This is a genomic window from Geodermatophilus sp. SYSU D00697 (genome assembly GCF_054050175.1).
Map to the genome: position 1 here is coordinate 354932 of NZ_JBJGYV010000001.1, position 12591 is coordinate 367522.

Below are 12591 nucleotides of genomic sequence, written 5' to 3' on the forward strand. Positions count from 1 at the left end.
GCGATGCCCCCGCCTCCGCGATGCCCCCGCCTCCGCGATGCCCCCGCCTCCGCGATCATGAAGTTCGGGAAGCGACACCCCGGGCGGAGGCGGCACGCCGCTTTCCGAACTTCAAGATCGCGCGGCGGGGCGGCGGAGACCGCGGCGGGGGGCACCTGCGGCGGGATCTCCACAGGGGACGGGGCGTCCACAGATCGCGCGGTGGCCGTCCGCTGAGGGGTGCGCCTCTCGACGCTGCCGATGTGGACTTCGCGTTCTACCGGATCGTGGCCGCCCAGCAGGGCGTCTTCACGACCGCCCAGGCCCTGAGCCACGTCACCGACGCCGAGTTGCGGCGCCATGTCCGCGCTGGTCGGTGGCGGCGGACCCGCTGGCGCGGCGTGCTGGTCGACGGTGAGCTGCCGGACTGCCCGGCCCTGCAGCTGCGTGCCGCTGCGATGGCTGCCGGCGCCGACCTCGTGGCCTGCCACACGACCGCGGCCGCGGTGTGGGGCTTCGGCGTCATCGGTGATCCGACACTGCACTTCCTGGGCCCGCCGCAGCTGGTCAACAGGCGCCTGCCAGGGGTGCAGGTCCACCCGTCGAGCCTGGGCTGCGACGACGCCGTGCTCGTGGACGGTGTCTGGTGCACCCCGCCGGCGCGCACGGCGTGCGACGTCGTGCGCTCGACCGCACCCATCGACGGTCTCGCGACGCTGGACGCGGCCCTGCGGTCGAGGACCTGCACCCCAGCGGATCTGGTAGCGGCCGCGGAGTCGATGCGGGGCCTCCGCCAGGTGGCGAGGCTGCGGGAGCTGGTGCCGCACGCCGATGCGGGAGCGGAGTCCCCGATGGAGTCGCGCATGCGCTGGCGCTTCATCGACGGCGGGCTGCCCGCGCCGACCGTGCAGGTGCGGCTGAGCGACGCCGGGCGCACCCACTACCTGGACGTGGGGTGGGAGGACCAGCTCGTCGGGGCCGAGTTCGACGGGCTCGAGGCGCACATGACCCGTGAGCAGCTGGCCGCGGACCGGGACCGGCACAACTGGCTGACCGAGCACCGGTGGACGCTGTTGCACGTCACGGCGATCGACGTCTACCGGCGGCACGTCGCGATGGTGGCGCGGACGGCCCGCGCGCTCGGCGTCCCCTTCCGGCCGCGATCATGAAGTCCGGGACGCGACCCCCCAGGCAGGGACGGCGCGCCGTTTCCCGGACTTCATGATCGCGGAAGCGCAGCCGCGGACAACGGAGCTGGGGGGAAGCGCAGCCGCGGAAGCGCAGCCCCGGGAGTGCAGCAGCGAGCGGCGGGGTCAGACGCCGGTGGAGCGGCACTCCCGGGAACGGAGCTCGGTCAGGTAGTCGTCGGGGGCGCCGGCGGCCTCGGCGGCGTCGGCGAGCGCACCGAGGTACCGCGCCGACGGGAGGCCGCCCTCGAAGGCGTCCAGCACGTACACGTACGCGACCTGGTCGCCGGTGAGCGTGTGCACCCGCAGGTGCAGCTTGCGGTAGAGCCCGAGGTCGGCGCCCTCCCACGCGTCCAGCGCCCGCTCGTCGGCCTCGGTGAGGTCGTATAGGGCCACGAAGACGCCGGGGGACAGCGACTCCCCGGGGGTGGTGTCGTCGGGGACCAGGGTGGCCAGCGCACCCTCCCAGCCGAGGTCCTCCCCGCCGAAGGTCAGCCGCCAGCCTCGGATCCAGCCGGTGCCGGTGTGCGGCGAGGAGGGACAGCGCCGGAGCATCTGTGCAGGGTCCATGTTCGACCCGAACGCGGCGTAGAGGCCCATCGCCTGGCCAGCCTACGGCTGTGTGGCGCGCCCCTCCCCGGGGGATGGACGACGCCGGCCGCGGGAGCGGGGAGAATGGCCTCCGCACGTGTCCGCACCGCACCCCCGAGGACCCTCATGACCCGCATCGTGATCATCGGCGGCGGTCCCGCCGGCTACGAGGCCGCGCTCGTCGGCGCATCGCTCGGCGCCGAGGTCACCGTCGTCGAGCGGGACGGCGTCGGCGGGGCCAGCGTGCTCACCGACTGCGTCCCCTCCAAGACCTTCATCGCCTCGGCCGGGGCGATGACCAACGTGCGCGACTCCGCCGCCCTCGGGGTGCAGGGCGCCGAGCTGGCCGCCGTGGGCATCGACCTCGGCGCGGTCAACCAGCGGGTCAAGGGGCTCGCGGTCGCGCAGTCGGCCGACATCAAGGCGCGACTGCTCGGCGAGGGCGTGCGTGTGGTCGCCGGTCAGGGCCGCATGGCCGACGACGTCCGTGGCCTGGTCGAGCACCGGGTCGAGGTGGTCGACGGCGAGGGCGCGGTCAGCGAGACGCTCGAGGCCGACGTCGTCCTCATCGCCACCGGCGCCGACCCCCGCGTGCTGCCCGGGGCCGAGCCCGACCACGAGCGGATCCTCGACTGGCGCGACGTCTACGACCTGCAGGAGATGCCCGAGCACCTGGTCGTCGTCGGCTCAGGGGTCACCGGCGCCGAGTTCGCCTCCGGCTACCTGGAGGCCGGCGTCCCGGTCACGCTGGTGTCCTCCCGTGACCGGGTCCTGCCCGGCGAGGACTCCGACGCCGCCGAGGTGCTCGAGCAGGTCTTCCAGTCCCGCGGCGGGCGGCTGGAGCGCGGTCGGGCCGCCGGCGTGCGGCGCACCGAGAAGGGCGTCTCGGTCGAGTTGACCGACGGCCGCACCGTCGAGGGCTCGCACGCGCTGATGACCGTCGGCACCGTCCCCAACACCGCCGGGCTCAACCTCGAGCGGTGCGGGGTGGAGCTCGCGCCGTCCGGGCACGTCGTCGTCGACCGCGTCTCGCGCACCAGCGTGCCCGGCATCTACGCCGCCGGGGACGTGACCGGCGTCTTCCAGCTGGCCTCGGTGGCGGCGATGCAGGGGCGGATCGCGATGTGGCACTCCCTCGGCGAGGCGGTCCAGCCGATCCGGCTCAAGACGGTCGCGGGCAACGTCTTCACCCACCCGGAGATCGCCACCGTCGGCGTGCAGGAGAAGACCCTGCCCGAGGACGCGCAGATCGACGTCGTCCGGCTGCCCCTGGCGACCAACGCCCGGGCGAAGATGGCCGACCTGCGCGACGGCTTCGTCAAGCTGTTCGCCCGCCAGGCCACCGGTGTCGTCGTCGGCGGGGTCGTGGTCGCGCCCGGCGCCTCGGAGCTGATCCTGCCGATCGCGCTGGCGGTCACCAAGGGGCTCACGGTGAGCGACCTGGCGCACACCTTCGCGATCTACCCGTCGCTGTCCGGCTCGATCACCGAGGCCGGACGGCGGCTGATGGGCGCCGACGCCCTCGCCTGAGCGGCCGGGGACGCCCGGGACGGGCCGGTGGGGGTGCCGGGGTCGCTGAGGCGGATGTGACACCGGGTTCGGCTGGATTCCCCGGTACCGGTGCCGATGGGGGCCGGACCCGCCGATGGGGTGGGGGATGCACCCCACCCGGACCGCCCCCGCCGCCTGCCGTCGCCTCCGTGCGCTGGCCGGTGTGGCCGCCGCGGTCGTCGTCTCCCTGGCGCTGCCGACCGCGGCGGCGCGGGCCGACGAGCCCGGCGACACCGTCGTCGGGGAGCTGGTGCAGGCCTGGCCGGAGACCGACCTGGCCGGTGCCCCCGCCGGCGCCCACTCCGCCGAGGGTGAGGCGGCCGAGGCCCCGCTGAGCTGGGTCGAGACCGAGGCCGGCGGGGCCGTGCGCGTGCCCACCGAGGCCGTCGCCGACCTGCCCGTCGGGTCGACCGTCGCGGTCACCGTGGGGGACCGGCTGGCCGATGCCGCCGGGGAGGACGGCTACGAGGCGGCCCGGGACGTCCTCGACGCCGAGGTGGTCCGGAGCGCTCCCGTGCACGACGCCGCCCGGACCGCGGCCCTCACCAACCAGGTCACCGTGGTCCTGGTGGTGCCGGCGGGCGGGACCGAGGACGGGACGACGCCGGCGCAGGTCGCCGCCGCCGTGGACGGACCGGTCGCGGACTTCTGGGCCGAGCAGACCGACGGCGCCGTGTCCCTCGGGGTCACCGAGACCCACCCGTGGGTGCACACCGACGCAGGCTGCGCGGACCCCACCGCGCTGTGGAACGAGGCCGCCGCCCGGATCGGCTTCGAGGCCGCCCCCGGCCGCCACCTCCTGCTCTACGTCAGCAGCCTGCCCCGCTCGCTGCCCGGCTGCTCCTACGCGCTCGGCCAGGTCGGCTCGGGTCCCGGCGCGGGTGGCCGGCTCTACGTCCGCGACGTCCTGCCCTCGGTGATCGCGCACGAGCTGGGCCACAACTTCGGCCTGGGGCACTCCTCGGGCCACCAGTGCGACGCCGGCATCGAGACCGGGGACTGCCGCACTGCCGCCTACCGCGACTACTACGACGTCATGGGCGCCTCGTGGAGCTCCGTGGGCGCCCTCAACGCCCCGCAGGCGGCGCAGCTCGGCGTCCTCCCCGCGTCGGCCCAGGCGGCCGTCACGCCGGGTGGCCCGGCCACCACGGTGACCCTCGCGCCCCTGTCCGGCCGCACCGGCACCCGCGCCGTGCGGCTGACCGACCCGGAGGGCACCACCTACTGGCTGGAGTACCGCGCGGCCACCGGGCGCGACGCGTGGCTGGGCACCGCCGACAACCGCTTCGACCTGCAGACCGGCGTCCTGCTGCACCGCACCGGCGAGATGCCTGACACCGCACTGCTCCTCGACGGCACGCCGGTCCCCGCCGCGGCCTGGGACGACGACCTGCAGGCGGCGCTGCCGGTGGGCGTCCCGGTCCCCGTCTCCGGCGGCGACCTCACGGTCACCGTCGAGGCGGTCTCCGCCGCCGGCGCCACCGTCACGGTGACCAGCGCGGCCGAGGAGACCGTCGCGACCACCCCGCTGCCGGACGAGCCGGGCGGTCGGGACCCCGCGGTGCTGCCCGCGAACCCGCAGGCGGCCACGGCCGCCGCACCCGCCGCACCCGCCGCACCCGCCGTGCCCGCAGCGCCCGCCGCGGTCGCCGTCCCCGAGGCCGATGGCTACTCCGGTGTCGGAGCGCCCGGGACGGCCCTCGGCGCACCCGACGTCGCGGGCACGCCGACGCTCGCCGACGCCCTGCGCGGGGTCGCGGTGCAGACCGCGGCGCGGACCTCGGGCGACGGCGGGTGGCCGCTCCCGGCGCTGGCAGGCGGCGGCCTCGGCGCGGTCGCGCTCGCCGGCTGGGCGCTGGCCCGGGCACGCGCCCGCGGCTGACGCGCGGCGGGCCCGCCCCCGGTCCAGGGAGCGGGCCCTCGACGCGCTACTCGGCGTCGGCGATCGTGCAGATCACCGCACCACTGGTGACGGTCGCGCCCACCTCGGCCGACAGCCCGGTGACGGTGCCCGCCTTGTGGGCGGCGATCGGCTGCTCCATCTTCATCGCCTCGAGGACGACGACGAGGTCGCCGGCGGCCACCGTGTCCCCGTCGGAGACCGCGACCTTGACGATCGTCCCCTGCATCGGGCTGGTCAGGGAGTCGCCGGAGGCGGCCGACCCGCCGTGCCCGCCGCCCCGCTTGCGCGGCTTGGCGCCGGGGGCCGCGGCGGGGGCGCCGCCGCCGGCGGCGAGCCCGGCGGGCAGCGACACCTCGAGCCGGCGGCCGCCGACCTCGACGACGACGGTCTGCCGCTCCTCCGGCTCGCCGTGCTCGGCGGGCGGGGCGGTGTACGGCTGGACCTGGTTGTCCCACTCGGTCTCGATCCAGCGGGTGTGCACGGTGAACGGCTCGCTGGTGAACGCCTCGTCGCGGACGACGGCCCGGTGGAACGGGATCACCGTCGGCATGCCCTCCACGACCAGCTCGTCCAGCGCGCGGCGGGAGCGCTGCAGCGCTTCGGCGCGGGTGGCGCCGGTGACGATCAGCTTGGCCAGCATCGAGTCGAAGGCGCCGGCGACCTCCCCGCCGGTCGCCACCCCGGAGTCCCACCGCACGCCGGGGCCCTGCGGGATCTCCAGCCGCCGCACCGGGCCGGGGGCGGGCATGAAGCTGCGCCCGGCGTCCTCGGCGTTGATCCGGAACTCGATGCTGTGCCCGCGCGGGGTGGGGTCCTCGGTGATGTCGAGCGGGAGGCCCTGGGCGATGCGGAACTGCTCGCGGACCAGGTCGATGCCGCTGGTCTCCTCGCTGACCGGGTGCTCGACCTGCAGGCGGGTGTTGACCTCCAGGAAGGAGATCGAGCCGTCGGCGCCGACCAGGTACTCCACGGTGCCGGCCCCGTGGTAGCCGGCCTCCGCGCAGATGGCCTTGGCCGACTCGTGGATCCGCGCCCGCTGCTCGTCGGTCAGGAACGGCGCGGGCGCCTCCTCGACGAGCTTCTGGTTGCGCCGCTGCAGGGAGCAGTCGCGGGTGCCGACGACGACCACGGTGCCGTGGGTGTCGGCGAGCACCTGGGCCTCGACGTGCCGGGGCTTGTCCAGGAACCGCTCGACGAAGCACTCACCGCGGCCGAAGGCGGAGACCGCCTCGCGGACGGCGGAGTCGAACAGCTCCGGGATCTCCTCCATGGTGCGGGCCACCTTCAGCCCGCGGCCGCCACCGCCGAAGGCCGCCTTGATGGCCACCGGCAGGCCGTGCTCCTCGGCGAAGGCGATCACCTCGTCGGCGTCCTTCACCGGGTCCTTGGTGCCGGGCACCAGCGGTGCGCCGGCCTTGGTGGCGATGTGCCGGGCCTGGACCTTGTCGCCGAGGGCGATGATCGCCTCGGGCGGGGGGCCGATCCAGGTGAGTCCCGCGTCGATGACCGCCCGGGCGAAGTCGGCGTTCTCCGAGAGGAACCCGTAGCCGGGGTGGACGGCGTCGGCACCGGACTGCCGGGCGGCCTCGAGGATCTTGTCGATGACGAGGTAGGAGTCACCGGGCGTCGTCCCGCCCAGGGCGAAGGCCTCGTCGGCGGTCCGCACGTGCAGCGCGTCGCGGTCGGGTTCGGCGTAGACGGCGACGCTGGTCAGCCCGGCGTCCTTGCACGCGCGGGCGACACGCACCGCGATCTCACCGCGGTTGGCGATCAGGACCTTCTGCACCGGTTCGTTCTCCTCGGGTCGGGACGGCGTGGGGGGCGAGGCGGTGTCAGCGCCGCCAGAGGTCGGTGATCGCCAGCCCGCGCTTGGCCAGCTGCGTGCGCAGGGTCGCCAGGGACAGCCCGACCACGGCCGCGGGGTCGCCGTCCACCCGGCGCACGAACGGGGCGCCGAGCCCGTCGAGGGTGAACGCGCCGGCCACGGCCAGCGGCTCCCCGGTGGCGAGGTAGGCCTCGATCTCCTGCGCGGTGGGGGTGGCGAAGTGCACCGTGGTGGACACGACGGCGACGTCCCGGCTCACCACCCGGCCGTCCTGGACGTCCCACAGCGCCTGGCCGGTGTGCAGCACGCCGCTCTTGCCGCTCATCCGCTGCCACCGGTCGCGGGCGTCCCGGGCGTCGGCCGGCTTGCCCAGCGCCTGCCCGCGGAACTCCAGCAGCGAGTCGGCGCCCACGACGAGCGCGTCGGTCTCCTGCTTGGCGACCGTCCCCGCCTTGGCGGCGGCCAGGAGCGCGACCAGCTCACCCACCCGCGGGGCGGTCACCGACGACTCGTCGACGTCGCTGACGACGACCTCGGGGGTCAGGCCCGCCTGGCGCAGGAGGGTCAGCCGCGCCGGGGACGCCGACGCGAGCACCAGCCGGCGGTCGGTACTCATGCGAACCTCCCTGCGGCGCGCCAGCCGCCGGGACCGGGGCGCAGTGATGTGCGGTGGGCGTCCCCGAACGCGGCCCAGGCCCCGACCGGGGTGGCCCGGCGGCGGGAGCGCGGCTGCGACAGCGCGGCGACGACCACGGTGAGGGCGGCGAGCTCCTCGGGGGTGGGCTCGCCCCGGACGACCCGCAGCAGCGGGGGCTCGTGCTCGCTCACAGCGTCGTCCCTCGCTCCGCGAGGCTGTTCGCAGACGCTCCTCGGTCGCCGGCGATCCTCGGTCGCCGGCGCTCCCTGCGGTGCTCGCTCACAGCGGGATGTTCCCGTGCTTCTTGGGGGGCAGGGTCTGGCGCTTGTTGGCCAGCAGCCGCAGGGCCTTGGTGACCTCGACGCGGGTCTCCGAGGGGCGGATCACCTGGTCGACGTACCCGCGGTCGGCCGCGATGTACGGGGAGAGCAGGGCGTCCTCGTACTCGGTGATCAGCTCGGCGCGGCGCGCGTCGGGGTCGTCGGCCTCGGCGAGCTCGCGCCGGTAGAGGATGTTGACCGCGCCCTGGGCGCCCATGACCGCGATCTGCGCCGTCGGCCAGGCGAGGTTGAGGTCCGCGCCGAGGTGCTTGGAGCCCATGACGTCGTAGGCGCCGCCGTAGGCCTTGCGGGTGATGACGGTGATCTTGGGGACGGTCGCCTCGGCGTAGGCGTAGATGAGCTTCGCGCCGCGGCGGATGATCCCCTCCCACTCCTGGGAGGTGCCGGGGAGGAACCCGGGGACGTCGACGAAGGTCAGCACCGGGACGTTGAAGGCGTCGCAGGTGCGCACGAACCGCGCCGCCTTCTCGCTGGCGTCGATGTCCAGCGTGCCGGCGAACTGGGTGGGCTGGTTGGCCACGACGCCGACCGGGCGGCCCTCGACCCGGCCGAAGCCGACCACGATGTTCGGGCCGAACAGCGCCTGCACCTCGAGGAACTCCCCGTCGTCGAGCACGTGCTCGATGACGGTGTGCATGTCGTAGGGCGTGTTCGCCGAGTCCGGGATGAAGGTGTCCAGCTCCCGGTCGGCGTCGGTGACCCCGGCGGGGGTCGTGTCGGCCGGCGCCACCTCGAGGACCGGCAGCGGGTCGAGGTTGTTGCTCGGCAGGTAGGACAGCAGCGCCTTGACGTAGTCCAGCGCGTCGGCCTCGTCCTCGGCCAGGTAGTGGGCGACGCCGGACTTGGTGTTGTGCGTCCGCGCGCCGCCCAGCTCCTCGAGCGTGACGTCCTCGCCGGTGACGGTCTTCACCACGTCGGGGCCGGTGATGAACATCTGGCTGGTCTTGTCGACCATCACCACGAAGTCGGTGAGCGCGGGGGAGTAGACGTGGCCGCCGGCCGCGGCGCCCATCACCAGCGAGATCTGCGGGATGACCCCGGAGGCGTGCACGTTGCGCCGGAAGATCTCCGCGTACAGGCCGAGGGAGACCACGCCCTCCTGGATCCGCGCGCCGCCGCCCTCGTTGATGCCGATGACCGGGCAGCCGTTGCGCATCGCCAGGTCGAGCACCTTGACGATCTTCTCGCCGTAGACCTCGCCGAGGCTGCCGCCGAAGACGGTCACGTCCTGGGAGAACACGCACACCGGCCGGCCGTCGACGGTGCCGTAGCCGGTCACGACGCCGTCCCCGAAGGGGCGCCGGGCGTCCATGCCGAAGTTGGAGGAACGGTGGCGGGCGAACTCGTCGAGCTCGGTGAACGACCCCGGGTCCAGCAGCGCCTCGATCCGCTCGCGGGCGGTCATCTTCCCCGCGGCGTGCTGCTTCTCCACCGCGCGCGCCGAACCGGCGTGCGTGGCCTCCTCGACCCGCCGGTCGAAGTCCGCCAGCTTGCCGGCGGTCGTGTGGATGTCGACGTCGCCGGGCACGTGGTCCCCGGCGCTCTCCAGTTCAGCCGCGCTCACGGTCCTCCTCGATGGCGCTGGTCGGCGCCCGCCGGACTCGTCCGCGGCGCCGCGGTGCTCCCCGGCGGGTGCTCGCCAGGCCGCTTCCGAGTTCCGTAGCGTAGGCGAGTGCCCGAACCGTCGCTGTCCGCCTCCGCCGACCCCGCGCGAGCGCCGCTCGACGGTCCCGCCGTCGCCGCGGCCCTGTGTCCCGACAGCCGGCTGTGGCGGTCGGTCGAGGTGGTCCCCGAGGTCGGCTCCACCAACGCCGCCCTCCTCGCGGCGGCCGCCGACGACGCGCCGGAGGGGGCCGTGCTCGTCGCCGAGTACCAGGCCGCCGGGCGGGGGCGGCTGGACCGGACGTGGGCCTCACCGCCCCGCGCCGGGCTCACCGTCTCGGTCCTCCTGCGCCCCGATGTGCCCGCGGCCCGGCGGGCGTGGCTGCCCCTGCTGGTCGGCGTCGCGCTCGCCGAGGCGGTCGGCGAGGTGCCTGGGGTGCGGGCCTCGCTGAAGTGGCCCAACGACCTGCTGTCCGCCGACGGCGGCAAGCTGGCCGGCATCCTCGCCGAGGTGGGATCCGGGGCCGTCGTGGTCGGGGTCGGCCTGAACGTCTCCACCCGCGCCGAGGAGCTGCCGGAGGGCGGCACCTCGCTCGCGATGGCCGCGGGCCGGCCGGTCGACCGGGCCTCGGTGCTGCTGCAGTTCCTGCGCGCCGTCGAGCGGCGCTACCTGCCGTGGGTGGCGGCGCTGGGCGACCCGGTGCGCAGCGGGCTGGCCCGCGACTACCTGGCCTGGTGCTCCACCGTCGGCACGCCGGTCGTCGTCAGCCTCCCGGACGGCTCCACCCTCGAGGGCACCGCCGAGGCGGTGGACTGGGACGGCCGGCTCGTCGTCCGGACGGCGGAGGGGACCGTGGAGCTCGCCAGCGGTGACGTGAGGCACGTGCGTGGACTCGTGTGACGGATGGGTCCGGCAGCCCAGCGCGGGAACCGGTGGGCGGGGTGGGGACACCTAGCGTGTGACCGGTGAGCAACGACCTGACTGCGCGGAGTCACCACGCCGGACCGGGTGGGGCGCACCGCGAGATCCGGTCGCTCACCGGGCTGCGGATCGTCGCCGCGCTCTGGGTGGTCTGCTACCACTTCACCTCCGCGCCGGGTGACGCCTACACCCGGTACTGGCAGCCGCTGGCGCCGGTCCTCCGGCACGGCTCGCTCGGGGTGGACCTCTTCTTCGTGCTCAGCGGGTTCGTGATCACGCTGACCCACCTCGACCAGCTGGGGCCGCGGACGTCGGTGCGCGCGGCCGGGCGCTTCTGGTGGGCACGGATCTGCCGGATCTGGCCGGTGCACGCCCTGGTGACGACGGTGTTCGGGGGCTGGCTGCTCTACAAGTCCACCCGGGTCACCGACGGCAACATCGCCTACCAGTTCGTGCAGCCGGTCGTGGACCCGCTGCACTGGCTCGAGCAGATGCTCATGGTCCAGCTCTGGCACCGGCCCTACTTCGACGGCTCGTCGTGGTCGGGGCCGGCCTGGTCGATCAGCGCGGAGTGGCTGGCCTACGCGGCCTTCCCGGTCCTCGCCCTCGGACTCTGGCGGCTGCGCAACGCCCCGCCGGCCGTGACCGGCGTGCTCGCGGTGGGCTGCATGGTGCCGTTCGGGTACCTCGCCCTCGCCGAGGGCGGCGCGGACTTCCCCTACGCCTGGCTGCTGCGGATCGGCGGGGGCTTCCTCGCCGGCGCCTTCACCTGCCTCACGGTGCGCCGGCTCCCGGTCGGCGAGCGCACGGACCGGGTAGCCACGCGGGTCGCGGCCCTGGCGACGGTCGAGCTGCTGGTCTGCCTGTGGTGGGGGCACACCCGCGACGCGGCGCAGTCCGGCGTCGCCGCGGTCGTGTTCCCGGTGCTGGTCGGGGCCCTGGCCCTGTCCACGCGCGGGATCAGCCGCTGGCTGGCCACCGAGCCGATGGTCGTCGGCGGCCGGATCTCCTTCGCCCTCTACCTGGTGCACGTCCCGGTCTTCGAGGTCCTCTACACCGCGATGACCTGGTACCCCGGCCTGCTCGGGCCCGGCACCACGCTGGGCACGCTGCTCCTGCCGCACGTGCTGATGGGCACCGTCGTCCTGGCCTGGCTCGTCCACCGGTACGTCGAGGAGCCCGCCCGGCGCCGGCTGCGCGGCGTCCGGCTGCCGCTGCGGCGGTCCCACCGGGCCCCGGCCGCCGTCCCCTCCCGCTGGGTGCTCCCGCGGCACGGGACGGCGTCGGCCTCGACGCGTCCCCCGGCCCCGGCCGTCCGGCGCGGCCGCCCGGTGCCCGCGCCGGACGCGTCTGCCCTGCCGCTGCCGCGACGGCGCGCCGTGCCGGCCCCGGGCGGGGGGACCGACGACGCGACACGGTCCTACCAGGCCGTCGGTCCCGCGTGAGCGCGCCGTCCTCGGTCATCCTGTCGCGGTGCCCTACCCGGACAAGCTCCTGGCCGAGGACGAGGAGGTCGTCCGCCACCTGCACCCGCACTGGCTGACGATCTCCTGGCCGCTCGTCTTCTCCCTGCTCGTGGTCGGCGGTGCCTCCTTCGGCGCGGCCCTCGTCCCCGCCGGCCCCCAGCAGGGCGTCGTCCGGCTGGGGATCGCGGTCGCCGCGCTGGTGCTGCTGCTGGTCTTCGTGCTCGCGCCGGTCCTGCGGTGGCGGACCACCCACTACGTGATCACCACCCACCGCCTGCTCTTCCGCGAGGGTGTCCTCGCCCGCCGCGGCCGCGACATCGGGCTGTCCCGGATCACCGACGTCTCCTACCGGCAGACCCTGTGGGAGCGGCTGGTCAGCTCCGGCACGCTGACGATCGAGTCCGCCGGTGACGGCGGGGCGACCGTCCTCAGGCAGATCCCCGACAGCGACGGCGTCCAGCAGCTGCTCAACCACATGATCGAGGAGGACGCCGACCGGCGGGCCCGCGAGAGCGCGGGCTACGTCCACGGCTTCGACGACGGCCACGGCGCCGGATACGCCACCGCCGTGTTCTGAGCCCCGTCCC

At 75.0% G+C, this 12591-nt stretch carries 11 protein-coding genes; 6 read left to right on the forward strand and 5 right to left on the reverse strand.

Features of this window, described 5'->3' with window-relative positions:
* Window positions 1–242: 242 nt before the first annotated feature.
* Complete coding sequence (locus tag ACI79C_RS01775; RefSeq protein WP_456943885.1) at window positions 243–1148, forward strand: type IV toxin-antitoxin system AbiEi family antitoxin domain-containing protein; 906 nt, start codon at window positions 243–245, stop codon at window positions 1146–1148.
* A 144-nt stretch (window positions 1149–1292) separates the two neighbouring features.
* Here the strand turns inward: ACI79C_RS01775 and ACI79C_RS01780 are convergent, their stop codons facing one another.
* Window positions 1293–1766, reverse strand: coding sequence for a gamma-glutamylcyclotransferase (locus ACI79C_RS01780; protein WP_456943886.1), 474 nt, complete (start codon window positions 1764–1766; stop codon window positions 1293–1295).
* Between the two features lie 117 nt (window positions 1767–1883).
* On the opposite strand from ACI79C_RS01780, the gene ACI79C_RS01785 reads away from it, so the two are divergent.
* On the forward strand, window positions 1884–3287 hold the full coding sequence (locus ACI79C_RS01785; RefSeq protein WP_456943887.1) for an NAD(P)H-quinone dehydrogenase: 1404 nt from the start codon (window positions 1884–1886) through the stop codon (window positions 3285–3287).
* Window positions 3288–3414: 127 nt separating this feature from the next.
* Window positions 3415–5190 (forward strand): reprolysin-like metallopeptidase, encoded by a 1776-nt coding sequence (locus tag ACI79C_RS01790; RefSeq protein ID WP_456943888.1) that lies wholly within the window; start codon window positions 3415–3417, stop codon window positions 5188–5190.
* Window positions 5191–5236: 46 nt separating this feature from the next.
* Here the strand turns inward: ACI79C_RS01790 and ACI79C_RS01795 are convergent, their stop codons facing one another.
* The 4 genes from ACI79C_RS01795 to ACI79C_RS01810 form a co-directional block, all read right to left on the reverse strand.
* Window positions 5237–6997: an acetyl/propionyl/methylcrotonyl-CoA carboxylase subunit alpha gene (locus ACI79C_RS01795; protein ID WP_456943889.1), complete on the reverse strand. Its 1761-nt coding sequence runs from the start codon at window positions 6995–6997 to the stop codon at window positions 5237–5239.
* 46 nt (window positions 6998–7043) lie between these two features.
* Window positions 7044–7652 (reverse strand): Maf family protein, encoded by a 609-nt coding sequence (locus ACI79C_RS01800; protein ID WP_456943890.1) that lies wholly within the window; start codon window positions 7650–7652, stop codon window positions 7044–7046.
* Window positions 7649–7864 (reverse strand): acyl-CoA carboxylase subunit epsilon, encoded by a 216-nt coding sequence (locus ACI79C_RS01805; RefSeq protein WP_456943891.1) that lies wholly within the window; start codon window positions 7862–7864, stop codon window positions 7649–7651. The genes ACI79C_RS01800 and ACI79C_RS01805 overlap by 4 nt, the downstream gene beginning before the upstream one ends.
* An 88-nt stretch (window positions 7865–7952) precedes the next feature.
* Window positions 7953–9578: an acyl-CoA carboxylase subunit beta gene (locus ACI79C_RS01810; protein WP_456943892.1), complete on the reverse strand. Its 1626-nt coding sequence runs from the start codon at window positions 9576–9578 to the stop codon at window positions 7953–7955.
* A 108-nt stretch (window positions 9579–9686) separates the two neighbouring features.
* Here ACI79C_RS01810 and ACI79C_RS01815 point away from each other — a divergent pair, with 108 nt between their 5' ends.
* The 3 genes from ACI79C_RS01815 to ACI79C_RS01825 all read left to right on the forward strand — a co-directional run bounded on the left by ACI79C_RS01815 (window position 9687) and on the right by ACI79C_RS01825 (window position 12581).
* A complete protein-coding gene (locus ACI79C_RS01815; RefSeq protein ID WP_456943893.1) occupies window positions 9687–10517 on the forward strand; it encodes a biotin--[acetyl-CoA-carboxylase] ligase in 831 nt (276 codons plus the stop codon).
* 65 nt (window positions 10518–10582) lie between these two features.
* Entirely contained in the window at window positions 10583–11983 is a 1401-nt protein-coding gene (locus ACI79C_RS01820; RefSeq protein ID WP_456943894.1) for an acyltransferase family protein, read from the forward strand.
* A gap of 28 nt (window positions 11984–12011) precedes the next feature.
* On the forward strand, window positions 12012–12581 hold the full coding sequence (locus ACI79C_RS01825; protein ID WP_456943895.1) for a PH domain-containing protein: 570 nt from the start codon (window positions 12012–12014) through the stop codon (window positions 12579–12581).
* Window positions 12582–12591: the final 10 nt, after the last annotated feature.